Below are 16052 nucleotides of genomic sequence, written 5' to 3' on the forward strand. Positions count from 1 at the left end.
ATACGATGGAAATAACGATAGAGCGTTTAGTAAATGAATTAAAGGGTGTACTTCCCGAAGATCGAGTAGTCGTAAATACGACGGTAAGAGAGTTACATAGTAAAGATGAATCTTATCATGCTAGTAGTTTACCTGATGTAGTAGTTTTTCCGAAAACGACTGAAGAGGTTAGTAGATTAATGAAAGTAGCGAGTGAGCATAAAAAACCTGTCGTTCCTTTCGGGGTAGGTTCTAGTTTAGAAGGACATGTCATTCCATATGAAAAAGGAATTACAATGGACTTTTCGCTCATGAATAAAATACTCGAAATAAGAGAGAAAGATTTTCTTGTAAGAGTACAACCGGGAGTGACTCGCTCTCAGCTTAATAAAGAATTGAAAAAGTATGGATTGTTTTTTAGTGTAGACCCGGGAGCAGATGCAACGTTAGGTGGAATGGCTGCCACAAATGCGAGCGGAACGACAGCAGTTAAATACGGGGTAATGCGTGATCAAGTTCGTGATTTAGAAGTCGTTCTTGCTGATGGGGAAGTAATACATACTGGAAATTTAGCAGCGAAGTCATCATCAGGTTACCATTTAAATGGTGTTTTCGTAGGATCAGAAGGGACACTCGGATGCTTTACAGAGCTAACTTTAAAAGTATACGGCATACCAGAACATGTTATGGCTGCAAGAGCATCGTTTCTAACTATAAATGATGCAGTAGAAGCTGTGATTAATATACTACAAGCGGGTATTCCAATTGCGAGAATTGAACTTGTAGATGAATTATCTATGAAACAAGTAAATCATTATAATGAAACAAGTTACAGAGAAGAGCCTACACTGTTTTTAGAGTTTCACGGTAATGAAGCTGGGCTAAAGCAAGATATTGAATTCACGAAGGAAATTGTGTTTGATCATAAATGTAAAGAAGTTGCTTTTGAAACGGAAACTGCGGCGAGAAATAAATTATGGGATGCACGGCATAATCTAGCATACTCTTACGTTCATAGCTATCCTGGTAAAAAGCTTATGAGTACAGACGTATGTGTACCAATTTCAGAATTAGCTGGCGCAATCCAACATGCGAAAGAGACGTTGGATAAAGTAGGTCTTGTTGGTGGTATTCTTGGTCATGTAGGAGACGGGAATTTCCACGTGCTCTTAATGGTTGATCCGAACGATAAAGAAGAAGTGGAAAAGGCGGACGAAATAAATGAAAGTATCGTTTTATATGCTCTTAAACGAGGTGGGACGTGTACGGGAGAACATGGCGTTGGAATCGGAAAACGGAAGTATCAAGAAGAAGAACATGGGGCGGCATTATTCGTAATGGAAAAAATAAAGAAAGCTCTTGATCCGCAAAATATTTTGAATCCGAATAAAGTTTTTCAATTGAAGGATAGGGGATGATGGGGTGAAAGTACTAGAAGCGATAAGTAAGATAGCTGGAAAGTATTTTGCATTTTGGGTTATTTGTATTGCAGCTATTGCCTATTTCATTCCTGGACCATTTCTAGGGTTAACTAGTTACATAACGATTTTACTTGGAGTTGTTATGTTTGGGATGGGGTTAACATTAAAGGCTGTTGATTTTAAAATCATTGCTACAAAACCATTGCCAGTTATTATCGGTGTATGTGCTCAGTTTATTATTATGCCACTTGTCGCATACGTACTAGCCTACGTTATGAATCTGCCAGCTGAATTAGCAGCTGGATTAGTGTTACTCGGTTCAGTACCGGGTGGCACTGCATCAAATGTTATGGTTTATTTAGCAAAAGGGAACTTAGCGTTGTCTATTGCAATGACGTCATTATCAACGTTACTAGCACCTATTGCTACACCTCTTATTTTATTATTACTTGCAGGACAATGGATGCCAGTAAATGCTATGTCTATGTTTCTTTCTATCGTACAAGTCATTATCCTACCTATAATTTTAGGATTAGTAGTAAAGAAGTTTTTTCCTACAACTGTTACGAAAGGAATGACCGTTGTCCCTTTAATATCAGTTGTAGCAATTATCATTATAGTTTCAGCGGTGGTTTCAGCGAATGTAGGTAGCATTACTTCTTCAGGCCTGCTTATCTTTATTGCAGTTATGCTCCATAATGCATTTGGTTTTTTACTCGGATATATAACAGCGTTCGTACTTGGACTAGACGAAGGGACAAGAAGAGCTATTTCAATAGAAGTAGGAATGCAAAATTCAGGATTAGGTGTCGCGCTGGCAACAGCACATTTTGGACCAGCAGCTGCACTTCCAAGTGTATTAGCGGCAGTATGGCATAATATTGCAGGGCCGATTTTAGCAACCATCTGGTCAAAAAATGCAAAGAATACTTTCAGTGATGAAACTTTATCGGTAAATATAGAAAAATAGGGATGATGAATAATACAAAAACGTATTGTACATTTTGAAGGGGTAGTTGTTTTTGTAGCTACGATTTATGCGTATTCGATATATGAATTTAGTTGGATTATATTTTTGGTGTTCCTTTTGGTACCAGATTTATCCATGTTAGCGTATGGGATAAATAATCATGTAGGTGCTAAAGTTTATAATATATGTCACACATATATTATATCTATATTAATAGCTGTCATGGGTGTCTATTTTAAGGTAGATACCGTTATAATGACTGGCTTAATATGGACAGCGCATATTGGAATGGATCGAATGTTTGGATATGGATTGAAATATGAGGCGGATTTTAAAGATACTCATATTCAAAGGTTATAAATTGTTTTGGGAGAGGGATACATTGAAACAGAGAATTACTATCGAAGAATATAACATCAAATGGGAAAATGAATTTAATACATTACAATTGCTCATTAATAATGTTATAAAAGAATTTGTTTTGTCCATTGAGCATGTGGGGAGTACATCTGTTAAAGGGCTTGCCTCAAAACCAATATTAGATATCGATATTGTAATAGAAGATTATAAAATCTTTCCTGAAGTAGTAAAAATGCTTGAAACGTTAGGGTACTATCATCAAACGAAGTGGAGCTTCAAAGGGAGAGAGGCGTTTGGTAGAAAGGATGCTTTCGTTCCGTGGAGTGAAGAAAATACAGTTTGGATGGAACATCATTTATATGTGTGTGATAAGAATAGTGAAGAGTTAAGAAGACATATAGCGTTTCGGGATTATCTTCGTGAACATGAAGACGTTGCTGTTGAATATGGACGTTTAAAGGAAGCGTTAGCAAGAGAATCGAAACATCGATCCAGTTATAGTATAGTGAAGGTAAGACGGCATTTATTACAAATATATTAGGGGAAATAAACTAAGGTCGCATTGAGTATATGCGGCCTATTCTTTTTAAATTGAAAGCTGCCATTATAAAACAAATATAAACTGGCCCTGTTGAATGCTACGAGACTTAAATATAATTAGAAATAAAAGATTGGAAAAGAGGGAGCTTATGTACGTACCAAAATATTTCTCAATACAAGATGAAGAGATGAAGTATGAAATAATTGAACAAAATAGCTTTGCGACATTATTTTCTCAACATAACGGGGAACCAAATGCAACGCATTTACCGTTGTTATTAAATAGGGAAACTCTAACTTTACATGGCCATTTCGCACGTCCGAATGAACAGTGGAAAGATATTGAGAATCAACACGTACTTGCTATATTCCAAGGACCCCACAGTTATATATCGCCGTCGTGGTATGAAACAAACAATGCAGTACCAACATGGAATTACGTTGCAGTGCATGTATATGGTGAATTAGAAATTGTTGAAGATGAACAGGAATTAAGAGATTCTCTTCAAGAGTTAGTACATAAATATGAAAATCCACAGAGTACGTATTCACTTAATGATGTAGACCCGAATTATATGGCAGGATTAAGTAAAGGGATAGTTGGTTTTAAAATTAAGATTAGTAAAATAGAAGGAAAAGCGAAGTTAAGTCAAAATCATTCTGTGGAAAGAAGAAAATTAGTTGTAGAGAAACTTGAGAAAGTTGGTAGTGAGGGGAGTAGGGGGATTGCTAGAATGATGATATGGAATTCGTTGTAATAGAAAAGATAAGTTATATATTATTGATTTTGGTAATGGAAATGAAATAAGAGAGCTAAGAAAAAGAAGCGAAAGTTTCAACGAATAAAAATGAAGTCATACAATAATGCATGACTTCATTTTTTGTGTGAAAAAATGTATAGATCAACCGCCTCCATCACCTACAGAAAGGCTTTGTATCTTAGTATTAGAATGATCTAACTTTGTTGGACTTGTTATACCAGTACTAAATGCTAGAATTGTAACGATTCCCATAAAACTTAAGAGTAACTTTTTCATTTTAATCCTCCTTTAGCATTTGCTTGTTTTTTTGCTTGTAATGCCATATAAAAATATTTACTTGCTTCAGAATGTTCGTTTTCATCATAGAATTTAATTGCCAATGTTTCATATTGTTCCTGAACATCTTCATATAATTCTTCTCGCTCGAAATATTTAATTCCTGCTAATGCTATTTTTTCAAATGTTTTAGCAGATGAACTGTTATTTAATTCTTGTAAAATCATAAAGCGATGCTGAAACTCCTCTTGTTTTAGTTCGTTACTAATATTTAATCCCCTTTTTATTAGCTCGTCTGCAACGCTAATTTCCTTTAATTTATAGTATTCTAAAGCGCTAGCAAAGATAGCTTTATAATGATTTGGGGATTTCTCGACAACTTCGGAGAGATAACGAATAGCTAATGCATTAAGGTTTTGATTTGAATACATCCATCCTAAGTTATGTCGAACCATTAAAATGAATTTTTCTACTCCTGTTTTTTGGAATTTATTCATTGCTGCTGTAAAGTGTTCTTCAGCAAGTTCCCATTCTTTTAAATTTATACATGCTAAACCTAAAATATTATCACAAAAAGCTACATTCACTTCATATCCTAGATGATTAGAAAACATATCTTTAGCTTTTGTTACTTCTTTGATGGCTTGAAGTGCTTGTTGATTATCATAGTAGGAATATCCTAGTTTATAGTAGAATTCTGCTTTCTCAATTTCATCTGGAATGTATTGAAGCAAAGCTTCAGCTGTATCATAATGTTCTCTCGCAAGTATATAGTTTCCAATTGCATCTGAGTGAATAGCTTTAAAGAAATGATAGTAATATGATAAGAAATTATTTGTTGGAATTTCAAACGACTCAATTTTATTAAAGCTGTCTTTAGAGACGCCTAAGTTATCAATTAAATAATTGTATCGGAAATTTAGTAGAGAATAATAGAGTAATAAGTTTTGATCAGGTATACCTTTTGGATATTCGTTTTTAAAAATGTTGATTTTATTATCTATTTGTTCTTTAAAACAGTTTGCACTATCAATGCGTCTTAAACGGATTTCTATGTACCATTCGTTTAATAGTTGTGTGATTTGTTCACTTTTAGTGGGTGTAAACATGAAGATTCCTCCTTTTTAGAATATTCTTATAAATAATAATAACAAAAATAATAATACTAAAAAGAAAAACTTATATTTCTCAACATTTTTCACGAAGATAATCAATTAATAGGATTGGAATAGTGATATATGTACGATTTATGCTTATGTTAAAAAATGTGCCTTCAAAAATTGAAAGCACATTAAAAGATATTAAACAATCAAGTCCCACAAAAAGTACGATAAGGACGATTCGTCGGTACAGGTGGAACGCAGTATTCTTCATGATCTGTAGTATAAGCATAAGGATTGGATAGCGCTTCAAGAAGTTTCTCCATTACGCTATAGTCGCCATTTGTGACAGCTGCTTCTAGTGCTTCTTCTACACGGTGGTTCCTTGGGATGATGGATGGGTTATTATTTTTCATCATTTCGTAGGCGTTTTCTCTCGATTCTTCTTGTCTTTCTAATCGAGATTGCCACAGTTTGTACCATTCTTTAAATTCAGGACTCTCAAATAGAGCTGTATTTTCGATCGGATCAAGAGTTAATGAACGGAATGTATTTGTGTAATCTGCTTTATGTTTCTCCATCATTTTTAAAAGTTGCTCAATAAGGGAGTGATCGTGTTCCTCGTTGCTAAATAGTCCTAATTTCTTTTTCATTCCAAGGAACCACTGGTTTTCATACTGTACGCTAAATTTAGAAATTTCGTCTTGAGCAATTTTTAATGCTTCTTCTTCATCTTCGTGCAGAATCGGTATTAAAGATTCTGCTAATCGTGCCAGATCCCATGCGGCCATATATGGCTGATTTCCATATGCGTAGCGACCTTGTGTATCGATAGAGCTAAATACAGTTCCTTGGTCGTAATTGTCCATAAAAGCACAAGGGCCGTAATCAATCGTTTCCCCACTGATTGTTATATTGTCAGTGTTCATGACGCCGTGAATAAATCCAACAAGTTGCCATTTAGCGATGAGACTTGCTTGTTTCTTTATAACTTCTTGTAGTAATGCAGTATATCGGTTTTCATGAGCCTCAATTTCTGGATAATGCCTGTTTATTGTATAGTCAGCTAGTGATTGAAGATCCTCGATAGAACCACGAGCTGCAGCATATTGAAATGTGCCGACACGTATATGACTGCTAGCGACTCTAGTTAAAATTGCTCCAGGTAACTTTGTTTCACGATATGTTGGCTCGCCAGTTGTGACAACTGCTAAACTGCGAGTAGTCGGAATATCGAGTGCATACATTGCTTCACTAATAATATACTCACGTAGCATCGGACCGAGTGCAGCACGACCATCACCGCGGCGTGAATACGGAGTAGGGCCAGAACCTTTTAGCTGAATATCAAAACGTTTACCTGAAGGAGTAATTTGTTCGCCAATTAAAAGAGCACGACCGTCGCCTAACATATTAAAATGTCCGAATTGATGACCGGCATACGCTTGTGCTAATGGGTGAGCTCCTTCTGGGAGTGCATTACCAGCGAAAACTGCAATCTCAACTTCTTTTTTCAATTCTTCAGGATTAAAGCCAAGAGATATTGCTAGTGAATGGTTTAGTTTAACTAGCTCCGGTGAACTTACGGGAGTAGGGGGGATTTCTGTATAAAATGATTGCGGCAGAGTCGTATAACTATTATCTAAATTCCAACCAGCTTCATTATTTTTAGTCATTTTATCTCCTCCTTGTTTATTTTTTTATTATGTATTTGTACGTATGTATTCTTTGTAAAGTTAGCTAAAAGTATAATATGATATTTCCCCTTGCAATCTATTGTAAGGACTTCATTGCACTATGTCTATTTAACAGCAAATATAAAAACTCCATTTTAAAAAAATGGAGTTTTTATATTTATTTTATTTTTACGATTATTTTTCCTTTTGCTCTTCCAGCCTCTGAATATTCCATTGCTTTTTGAGCATCTTCAAAAGGGAAAACTCGATCGATTATCGGTTTGATTTCACCAGCTTCAATATAGTTTGCGATAGTACGTAATTGATCTCCGCTTGGTTTCATAAATAAAAATGAATATTGCGCATTATGCTTTTTTTCAAGTGCAGTAAGTTTTCTACTTGCTAATGAAAATAAGAGCGTTTTGAAAAATCCGGAACCAAATTCTTTACCGAAACGAGCATTTGGCATTCCTGAAACGGAAACGATGTTGCCGCCGTTTTTTATAATATTGAATGATTTTTCAAGTGTTGTCCCGCCGATTGTATCAAATACTGCATCATAATCTTTTAGCATTTCTTCAAATTTTTCTGTTTTGTAATTAATAATTTCATCTGCGCCAAGAGACTTTACTAAATCAGAACCAGCTTCACTAGCAGTTGTTGTAACGGTAGCTCCCATTATTTTTGCTAACTGAATTGCAAAAGTACCAACACCACCGGAACCAGCGTGGATTAATATCTTTTGTCCTTTTTGTAAGTGCATGATGTCATGTAATGCTTGATAGGATGTTAAGCCAACAAGAGGGATTGATGCTGCTTCTTCAAAACTTAAATTTTTAGGTTTTAAGGCTACGTCATCCTCATGAATGGCTATATATTCCGCGAAAGTACCGATCTTATTTTTTCTTGGGCGTGCATATATTTCATCACCGACTTTAAAGTGAGTTACTTTTGATCCAACCTTTACGATGACACCGGAAAAGTCATTCCCAAGGATTAGGGGCATTTCATATTTAAGTAACATCTTTACCTTTCCATCGCGTATTTTAAAGTCAATTGGGTTAATACTAGCTGCATGAATTTCTGCGAGCACTTCATACTCATTTATTTCAGGAGTAGGTACCTCTGCCATACGCATTGGAACTTTCCCGTATTTATCAATTATCATTGCTTTCATTTCTTATACCTCCAAACTTCAATAAAAGTTGTGCAATAGCTTTTCAATATCTAATACAAGATTTTTTAATACACCTAATTTTGTACGTATATCAATATAATAAAAGTTTTTTGTACCTTCTTTTCGCATTAAAATAATACCGGCTTCTCGTAAAATTCTAAGATGATGTGATACCGCTGGTCGAGAAAGGTGTGTTTTTTTCGTAATTTCGCCTACACGTAATCCGGTTTGACATTCCGTTTCCATGAGAACGAACAAAATAGTTTGACGTGTTTCATCGCCAATTGCCAATAATACTTTTTGAGAATCAATAAAATCTTTTTTTATAACATTTAATTGTTCTTGTTTATTCATTTCAATTACTTTACCTCCTGGTAATTAGTCGAAAGGTTTAAGATGATGAACCATTATGTCAATAAGGTAATGCTACATGATTGTTGAATGAGCTGCAATATTGGGAAAGAAAATCGAGACGAATGAAATTTTATGTGTTGAAAATGGTAGAGGATAGAAAAGGATTTAATAATACGTTGTTTACAGATGAGTAAGGTTAAGCCATTGACGAAAAAATTAAGCGGTTGTAACCCTTTATAATTTATAGGGTTACAACCGCTTATCATGTTTTTATTATGTTGGTGTTTACTAAAGTGAGTTGTTTCGTTTTACTCTTTCATATATGCATAATTCAAATAGATTATAGATGTATGAAAAAGTAAAAGTAATTTGGGGCGTAATCTATCTATATGATAATTTAAAATGAAATATAAGTCTATATCTTTGTTGTTTTTTTGATTATATTTATGTCACTGAGCTCAGAACAATGATGTGGAGGGTAAATATATGAAATCGAATGATGTACCAGTTTTAATTGTTGGAGGAGGATTAACAGGATTAGCATCTGCGCTATTCCTTGCAAAACATAGCGTTGATTATTTACTGATTGAAAGGCACCCGTCTACTGCAATTCATCCAAAAGCAGGTGGAATCACTTTTCGTACGATGGAGTTATTTCGAGAATTAGGTTTAGAACAAAGAATTAGATCGGCGGGGAAAGCGTTAGAAAATTGTCGGGGAAGAATAGCAGTTCAAACAATAGCTGAGGCGAATAAGGAAGAATTGGCACAAATGAGGGCGACTCAGTATGGAAACGATGAAAAGTTACTTCAAAAAATAGAAGAGATTAGTCCATCAAAACAAACGGCGTGTTATCAAATTACTTTAGAAGAGATGATGTTACAAAAAGCGAGATCATTAGGCGGAGAATTATCTTTTTATCATGAATTAGTTTCTTATGAACAAAATGAGCATGGAGTAATAGCGACGATTCGGAATCGTGAAAAGGAAGAAGAAAGTATTATTCATTGTGACTATGTAATTGCAACAGATGGGGTAAAAAGTAAAATACGTGAGCATCTAGGGATAAGTACTGAGGGACGAGGTACAATCGGCGGCTATTATATGAATATTTATTTTGAAGCGGATTTAAGTGAGTTTATACAGGGAGATGCATTTGGTTTTACTATGGTACTTCATCCGGAAGTTCTTGGTGCGCTTATTCCAGTTGATAACGAAAGAAGATGGATTTACCATGTATCCTACGATCCATTAAAAGGAGAGCGACCAGATGACTTCACTATAGAACGTTGTAAACAAATCATTCAAACAGCAATTGGAAGTACAAAAATCGAGTCAGAAATAGTAAGTGTTTTACCGTGGGAAGCGACCGAAAGTACAGCCGTGAAATTTCAAGATAATCGAATCTTTTTAGTTGGTGATTCAGCACATATTATGCCACCAACTGGAGGATTTGGTTCAAATACAGGCATACAAGATGCGCATAACTTAGCTTGGAAATTAGCGGCTGTTATAAAAGGGAAAGCAAATCCAAAATTGTTAGAAACATATCATCAAGAGAGATATCCTGTTGCAAAATTAACGACGGAGTATGCGAGTAGTTTATTGTTCCGTGCTGCGAATAGAGAGGAAGGCAGTTTGAATAATATGGATGGGTTAGCTGTAACTGTTGGGTATCAGTATTGTTCTGAAGCGATAGTAGATGACTCAGCTACTCCACATAGAATGGATATCGTAGAGTTGAATGGAAGACCTGGAACGCGAGCACCACACTTTTGTGGAACGTATGATGGAAAAGAAATTTCTATACTTGATTTATTAGGAAATGATTTTGTGTTACTTATTGGAGCAGAAAATCGCGCTTGGGCCGATTGTGCACAAGATGTTTCAGCTGAATTAGGAATAAATATAAAAGTGTATCGAGTAGGTTTAACCGGAGACTTTATTGCTCAAGAAAATGTTTTTCGTGAATTATATGGTTTAGAGAATGAAGGAGCTGTAGTGATTAGACCAGATGGCTTTATTGGATGGCGTTCGGAAACAGCAGTGGTAAATCCAGATGTAATGCTGGGGGAGGTAATGAGTAATTTATTATGTGATTTTTAGGTAACTATGGAAGCATTGTCTTATATACTTCATTTTACTGAAAAAATAATATTCACAAATATTAATAGGTTTGGTATGATTAATTTCGACAAGTTAATCGAGGCCGGAGATATTTGAGATAAGCCATAAATTTATTTAGGGATACAGAAGTGTCCTCTAAATAAATTATGGCTTTTTTTTATTGATGAACTGTAATCAATAAGGAGTTACATGTGAATAGGAGGGATATGGAAAATAAATAGTATAGTAATAACATAGGGGAATTGTATTTGTAAGATTGGAATTTTAATATAAGCTTATAAAAATAATGAAAGTATATCTTCTATTTCGTGTAAATCTCATTAACTTGTTGAAATTTGCAACGTAGGAAGGGTTAGAAGGATGAGAAAAATTATTAGCGTGTTAGTTATTTTCTTTATGATGGGAAGTATCTATGCTGGGGGAGCTGTTCATGCAAAAGCAGAAGGGAAGCATGGATGGAATACGAATAAGTTTTTAAACATTGCACATCGCGGAGCAAGTGGACATGCACCTGAGCATACTTTTGCTTCTTATGATCTTGTGAAAAAAATGAAAGCGGATTATTTGGAGTTAGATATTCAGTTAACTAAGGACGGCCAATTAATTGCAATGCATGATACAGCAGTTGATCGCACTACAAATAGTACAGGTGAAGTACGAGATAAAACATTAAGTGAAATAAAGAGCTTAGATGCAGGATCTTGGTTCAATAAAGCTTATCCAGAAAAGGCTAAGCAAGAGTATGTTGGGCAAAAAGTTCCGACTCTTGAAGAAATCTTCCAAAAGTACGGAAGAAGCATGAAGTATTACATTGAAACAAAATCACCAGATGTGTATCCAGGAATGGAAGAAAAATTGTTAGCGTTGTTAAATAAATATAATTTAGTAGGTCAAAACACGTCTTCTAGTCGTGTTATGATTCAATCATTTAGTAAAGATAGTTTAACAAAGATTCATAGTATGAATAAAAATATTCCGTTAGTTCAATTGCTTTGGTATTATCCAAATGAAAACAATGAGATTGTTGAATGGTCTGGAATTACACATGAACCGAAAAGTGTAACGAATGATGATTTTCAAGAAATTAAAAAGTATGCAGTTGGTATTGGGCCAAACTTACGTAATGATAACGGAGAACTAATTATTGATGAGTCATATATGAAAATGGCTAGGAAAAATGGACTGTTAATTCACCCGTATACAATTAATGAGAAACCAGATATGAGATTGTTAATTAAATGGGGTGCTACAGGAATGTTTACAAATTATCCTGATCGATTACATAGTGTGTTAAAGGAAAAATAAAGTGAAACTTTAATCAGTGTGGGTCTTACTGCCCATTAAAGCGGGATAAATAGGAGAAAAGGTATACCATTGTTTTAGGTATACCTTTTCTATTATGCTAGATTATAGTAGTAGGATACATATTCCTCTAAACCTTGAACTTCTTTTTCAGGTGGTTCAATACCGCCTTTTTTACCGTAGCAAACATTTCTCAAGTATTCTCCAAAAATCATGGAGCGACTCTTTTCATTTTCCATCCAGTTATATCTATTAATTATAAACTCACCATCGAAACTTGTATCAAATGTAAATGGAATACAAGTAACAGTATTAGGTAGATGTTTTTTTAATACTCTATATTGTCGACCAGCTCCTAAACTTTTACATACAAAGAGTAACCGATTAATTTTTGTGAAATCAAAAATCCTTTTCGCTTCAATTACATTAGCAATAGAATGGAGGGAGCTTGTCTCGAATAGGATAGCGTCTTTTGGTACGCCATGTTCAATTAATTTATTTACAATTACTTCTGCTTCTGATAAATCCCCGTAATTCCAGCTCGGATGTTTCATGCCATGCAAACTAGTACCACCTGTAACGATAATTTGGTTTCCTAAACCTTGTTGATAAGCTTTTAGAGGAGCTTGCCAATTGCCAGGATGAGAACCACCGAAAACGAAAATGGCATCACATTTTTGTGGTGTAATTTCTTTTAGAAAAGTGATTTCTGTAATTTGATTGATTTGTTTTTTCGTAAGAGTAGGGACATCAGGATATTTAGGGATTACCATTTGAAAACCTCCTATATAGTAAAATGACAAATTCATTATATAGCGATTTTGTTAAGTGAAAAAAGGGAAGCTTCTAATTAGAAAGTTCCCCTTTTAAGATAACTCTCCAATAAACCAAATTTCTTTTTCATCGATTGTATCCTCATCATAAATGATCTCTTGGAAGTGCAAGGTTTGGAAGGGGGGGCAAATTGACATTCCCCATGTCTTCCAAAAATCAGACTCATTTGAAAGTGGGATCCATTTTTGAAATTCACTATTTCTATTAAAGAAATTATGAAAGTACCCCGCATTTTTAAATATAATAATCTGCGAATCCCACAAACTTTCTATAGAAATTAAAACAACAACTCGATATGTATGTGTATCGCTCGGTTTTTTTTTTATTAAATGCTGTGCTTGATTTAATAAGGTTTGTATACACAATCGTTTTACTTTTCTAGGTGTTTTACACGAATCGATAAAAGCTTGGGAAACTGGTAAAGGCATATACCAATATTCATCGTTATAGAAAGCAGAAGGGAACGTTTTTGTATGTTCTTCAATTCGCTGTATCATCGTGTTTGTTTTACGATTCATCCCACGTATTTTCTTTTCACGCATTGTTAAACCATCTCCATAAATTTTTGTAATGCAGCGGAGCGAAATATATCGTTCCTAGTAATAAAAGAAGTAGGAATTTTTTTGAATTTATTTGGTAAAGGATTGAATGATAAGTTATGTTCATGCCCCTTTAAAATTGATTTCATCATAATCGCTACGCCCATATTTGATTTTACACAGGCGAGTATTGCTTCAATTGTTCCAAATTCTAAAACTCGTTTAGGTGAGATGCCTTCTTCTTGAAGCAAGTCTTCTAATAAATTTCTATAATAGCAACCTTGACTAAAAGCGAGTAAATTCATATCTCCTATGTCTTTAATAGAGGATAAAGGTTTTTTACTAATGAGGACTAATTCTTCTTCACGAAATATATTTGTATGAAGTTCAGTATGTTGAGTAAATCCTGCTATAAATGCTCCGTCTAGTTTTCGTTCTAGCACTAGCCTAATTAGTTGTTCGGACGTATTTGTTTCTAAAATCAATTCGACTTCTGGGTATTTTTCATAATAGGCCGTTAATATAGATGGCAGCCTTACCGCGGTTGTAGATTCTGTACACCCAATTTTCAAAGTACCTTTAGGATCAGTTCCATTACTTTGAACCGCTTTTATAGATTGATCCATTAAGTGGATAATTTGTTTGGCATATGTTAATAAAATCTCACCGTTAGAAGTTAAAGTTACACCTTTTCCGTTACGATAAAATAAAGGTACACCTAATTCATTTTCTAGTTGTTTCATACGCATTGTTACGCCTGATTGTACATAGTTCAAATTTTTCGCTGCATGAGAAATATTACTTTTCTTTGCAACTTCGTAAAATACAGTTAAATCTTTTATGTCCACGCATCATCCCTCCGAAAAGGTATCATTTTTTTTGATGGATTATATGATGAATCTTTATTTTATATGATATCAAAACTTTCATACAATGGAAGAGGGGAGGGGTTATTTTGTTAATCGAAGAGAGGATGAATAGTGCTTATAAGTGGATGATGTTAATTGTTGCGACGATTGCTCAAACAACCGCGACGCTTATAACATATGGTGTCGGAGCTTTCGCTTTATTTTGGAAAGAAGAATATGCGCTTACGAATACGGAGAGTGGATTGTTAGTAAGTGTTGTAAATATTGGACCGTTATTTTGCATGCTTTTTGTCGGTCGGTTACTGGATCAATATAATGAAAAATTATTAATTTCTATCAGTTCATTTTTGCTAGGGAGTTCGTTTTTACTAACTAATATAGTAAACGGGTTTAATGGTCTGCTATTTGTACTTTTATTAGTAGGAGTGTTTTATAGTGTGTCCCAGCCGGGAGGAAGTAAAGTGATTTTAAAATGGTTCCCAAAAGAAAATCGTGGATTAGCAATGGGAATAAGGCAAGCGGGTATACCGATTGGTGGCGCATTAGCGGGAGTGCTAATCCCGTTTCTAACAATACAATATAATGTGACTTACGCGATAAATAGTATGGCATGCATTTGTATAATTGGAGGAATAATATTTTTTATGTTTTATAAAGAGCCACATGTTCAAGAGGATGCAAGGAAAGAATATATTAAAGTTTCTTTTTGGACGGAGCTAAGAGTAGTGATATGTAAAAAAGAGTTGTATCCAATATATATAACAGGTATTTGCATGATTTCATTGCAAATGGTATTAGTTGGGCACTTCATGAAATTTTTAGTAAGGGAAGAATCCATTACATCTATTGTAGCCGGAACAGTATTTTCAGTGATGTTCTTTTCTGGAATGATTGGCCGTGTTGTATTAGCAGCTAGTAGTGATTTGTTTTATAAGGGGGATCGGCATAAGCCTTTATTTATAGCTGTCTGTGCTTCTATTGGTTTGATTCTATTGTTAGTAATGAGCATACATACAGTAACGAGCGGAGTATTGTATGGTGTAAGCGCATTGTTAGGCTTCTTTTCAATTGGTTGGTTTAGTCTTTTTATCGTCGAAGTTGCTGAATTGGCAAGTGAAGAATCTGTTGGAATAACAGTTAGTTGGGCACTTACATTCAATCAAATAGCGATTATTGTTGCACCTGCTTTATTTGGTTATATTGTCGATGAGAAAGGGTATACGTATGCGTGGTTGTGTATAGTAATATTATTAAGTATCTCGGCAGTGAGTTTATATCGTAAAAACAAAAAAATAAAAGAAAGTTAGCAATGTAAATTTTATATGAAGAAAATCTAAAGAAATGCCGAATGAGCGACATTTCTTTTTTTATATGTTGTATAATCAAAATATAAATGAGATTCGTTTTCATTGACGTTCGTTACCTCTTTTGAAATTGCCTGTCACTTTAGCCATAATGAGTTGTCTTTCTGTATCGTTATGTGTAAGATTTATTTTGTTTAAAAATTTTTCAGCAGCATTTCCCTTTAATATCATAATTTGTTTCCCATAATATTCAATTAAAACTATGTTATTTTTTGTTACCCTGTAATGAAACATCATATCATCTAAACGATTGCGTTTATCAGTATTTTTCATGTTTATAACTCCTTTTTGATAATGTGTAACAAATGTTACATAAGATATTGAAATTATAGTAGGGTGTATCCGATTGTAAGGTGGAAATTTTGCAAGAAAGAAATACAATAGAGAGTAGTCAAAAACTGAA

The 16052-nt window shown here is 34.5% G+C and carries 16 protein-coding genes and 1 pseudogene; 8 read left to right on the plus strand and 9 right to left on the minus strand.

All coding sequences use genetic code 11. The annotated features are described in order from the left end of the window. Nucleotides 1-5: 5 nt before the first annotated feature. The 5 genes and pseudogenes from MR115_RS15630 to MR115_RS15650 all read left to right on the plus strand — a co-directional run bounded on the left by MR115_RS15630 (nucleotide 6) and on the right by MR115_RS15650 (nucleotide 4028). A complete protein-coding gene (locus MR115_RS15630; protein WP_242241893.1) occupies nucleotides 6-1397 on the plus strand; it encodes an FAD-binding oxidoreductase in 1392 nt (463 codons plus the stop codon). A gap of 4 nt (nucleotides 1398-1401) precedes the next feature. Beyond that, nucleotides 1402-2370 carry a bile acid:sodium symporter family protein gene (locus tag MR115_RS15635; RefSeq protein WP_242241894.1) on the plus strand — a complete coding sequence of 323 codons (969 nt, stop codon included), beginning with the start codon at nucleotides 1402-1404 and terminating at the stop codon, nucleotides 2368-2370. Between the two features lie 12 nt (nucleotides 2371-2382). Continuing rightward, nucleotides 2383-2730, plus strand: a complete 348-nt coding sequence (locus MR115_RS15640) for a DUF4260 domain-containing protein (RefSeq protein ID WP_242241951.1) — start codon at nucleotides 2383-2385, stop codon at nucleotides 2728-2730. Nucleotides 2731-2752: 22 nt separating this feature from the next. After that, nucleotides 2753-3285: pseudogene (locus tag MR115_RS15645) on the plus strand (GrpB family protein). Between the two features lie 134 nt (nucleotides 3286-3419). After that, nucleotides 3420-4028: an FMN-binding negative transcriptional regulator gene (locus MR115_RS15650; RefSeq protein ID WP_242241895.1), complete on the plus strand. Its 609-nt coding sequence runs from the start codon at nucleotides 3420-3422 to the stop codon at nucleotides 4026-4028. A 144-nt stretch (nucleotides 4029-4172) separates the two neighbouring features. On the opposite strand, the gene MR115_RS15655 is transcribed toward MR115_RS15650, so the two are convergent. The 5 genes from MR115_RS15655 to MR115_RS15675 all read right to left on the minus strand — a co-directional run bounded on the left by MR115_RS15655 (nucleotide 4173) and on the right by MR115_RS15675 (nucleotide 8614). After that, nucleotides 4173-4307 carry a Phr family secreted Rap phosphatase inhibitor gene (locus MR115_RS15655; protein ID WP_000735069.1) on the minus strand — a complete coding sequence of 45 codons (135 nt, stop codon included), beginning with the start codon at nucleotides 4305-4307 and terminating at the stop codon, nucleotides 4173-4175. Further along, nucleotides 4304-5416, minus strand: a complete 1113-nt coding sequence (locus MR115_RS15660) for a response regulator aspartate phosphatase (RefSeq protein WP_242241896.1) — start codon at nucleotides 5414-5416, stop codon at nucleotides 4304-4306. The genes MR115_RS15655 and MR115_RS15660 overlap by 4 nt, the downstream gene beginning before the upstream one ends. A gap of 200 nt (nucleotides 5417-5616) precedes the next feature. Next, nucleotides 5617-7083, minus strand: a complete 1467-nt coding sequence (locus MR115_RS15665; protein ID WP_242241897.1) for a protein adenylyltransferase SelO — start codon at nucleotides 7081-7083, stop codon at nucleotides 5617-5619. A gap of 178 nt (nucleotides 7084-7261) precedes the next feature. Next, complete coding sequence (locus MR115_RS15670) at nucleotides 7262-8260, minus strand: NADP-dependent oxidoreductase (protein WP_242241898.1); 999 nt, start codon at nucleotides 8258-8260, stop codon at nucleotides 7262-7264. 18 nt (nucleotides 8261-8278) lie between these two features. After that, entirely contained in the window at nucleotides 8279-8614 is a 336-nt protein-coding gene (locus tag MR115_RS15675; RefSeq protein ID WP_098375137.1) for an ArsR/SmtB family transcription factor, read from the minus strand. A gap of 486 nt (nucleotides 8615-9100) precedes the next feature. Here MR115_RS15675 and MR115_RS15680 point away from each other — a divergent pair, with 486 nt between their 5' ends. Beyond that, on the plus strand, nucleotides 9101-10720 hold the full coding sequence (locus MR115_RS15680) for an FAD-dependent oxidoreductase (protein ID WP_242241899.1): 1620 nt from the start codon (nucleotides 9101-9103) through the stop codon (nucleotides 10718-10720). Between the two features lie 381 nt (nucleotides 10721-11101). Beyond that, complete coding sequence (locus tag MR115_RS15685) at nucleotides 11102-12046, plus strand: glycerophosphodiester phosphodiesterase (RefSeq protein ID WP_242241900.1); 945 nt, start codon at nucleotides 11102-11104, stop codon at nucleotides 12044-12046. A 92-nt stretch (nucleotides 12047-12138) separates the two neighbouring features. Here MR115_RS15685 and MR115_RS15690 read toward each other — a convergent pair whose 3' ends face one another. The 3 genes from MR115_RS15690 to MR115_RS15700 all read right to left on the minus strand — a co-directional run bounded on the left by MR115_RS15690 (nucleotide 12139) and on the right by MR115_RS15700 (nucleotide 14264). After that, nucleotides 12139-12816: a YdcF family protein gene (locus tag MR115_RS15690; protein ID WP_242241901.1), complete on the minus strand. Its 678-nt coding sequence runs from the start codon at nucleotides 12814-12816 to the stop codon at nucleotides 12139-12141. Between the two features lie 93 nt (nucleotides 12817-12909). Beyond that, complete coding sequence (locus tag MR115_RS15695) at nucleotides 12910-13419, minus strand: DUF3916 domain-containing protein (protein WP_242241902.1); 510 nt, start codon at nucleotides 13417-13419, stop codon at nucleotides 12910-12912. A gap of 2 nt (nucleotides 13420-13421) precedes the next feature. Next, nucleotides 13422-14264 carry a LysR family transcriptional regulator gene (locus MR115_RS15700; RefSeq protein ID WP_242241903.1) on the minus strand — a complete coding sequence of 281 codons (843 nt, stop codon included), beginning with the start codon at nucleotides 14262-14264 and terminating at the stop codon, nucleotides 13422-13424. A 107-nt stretch (nucleotides 14265-14371) separates the two neighbouring features. Here MR115_RS15700 and MR115_RS15705 point away from each other — a divergent pair, with 107 nt between their 5' ends. After that, nucleotides 14372-15592 carry an MFS transporter gene (locus MR115_RS15705; RefSeq protein ID WP_242241904.1) on the plus strand — a complete coding sequence of 407 codons (1221 nt, stop codon included), beginning with the start codon at nucleotides 14372-14374 and terminating at the stop codon, nucleotides 15590-15592. Nucleotides 15593-15691: 99 nt separating this feature from the next. Here the strand turns inward: MR115_RS15705 and MR115_RS15710 are convergent, their stop codons facing one another. Beyond that, nucleotides 15692-15922, minus strand: a complete 231-nt coding sequence (locus MR115_RS15710; protein ID WP_242241905.1) for a hypothetical protein — start codon at nucleotides 15920-15922, stop codon at nucleotides 15692-15694. Nucleotides 15923-16052 lie beyond the last annotated feature (130 nt).

Origin of the sequence: Bacillus cereus group sp. BfR-BA-01309, assembly GCF_022664315.1 — a bacterium.
In the GTDB taxonomy this organism is placed as follows: domain Bacteria; phylum Bacillota; class Bacilli; order Bacillales; family Bacillaceae_G; genus Bacillus_A; species Bacillus_A mobilis.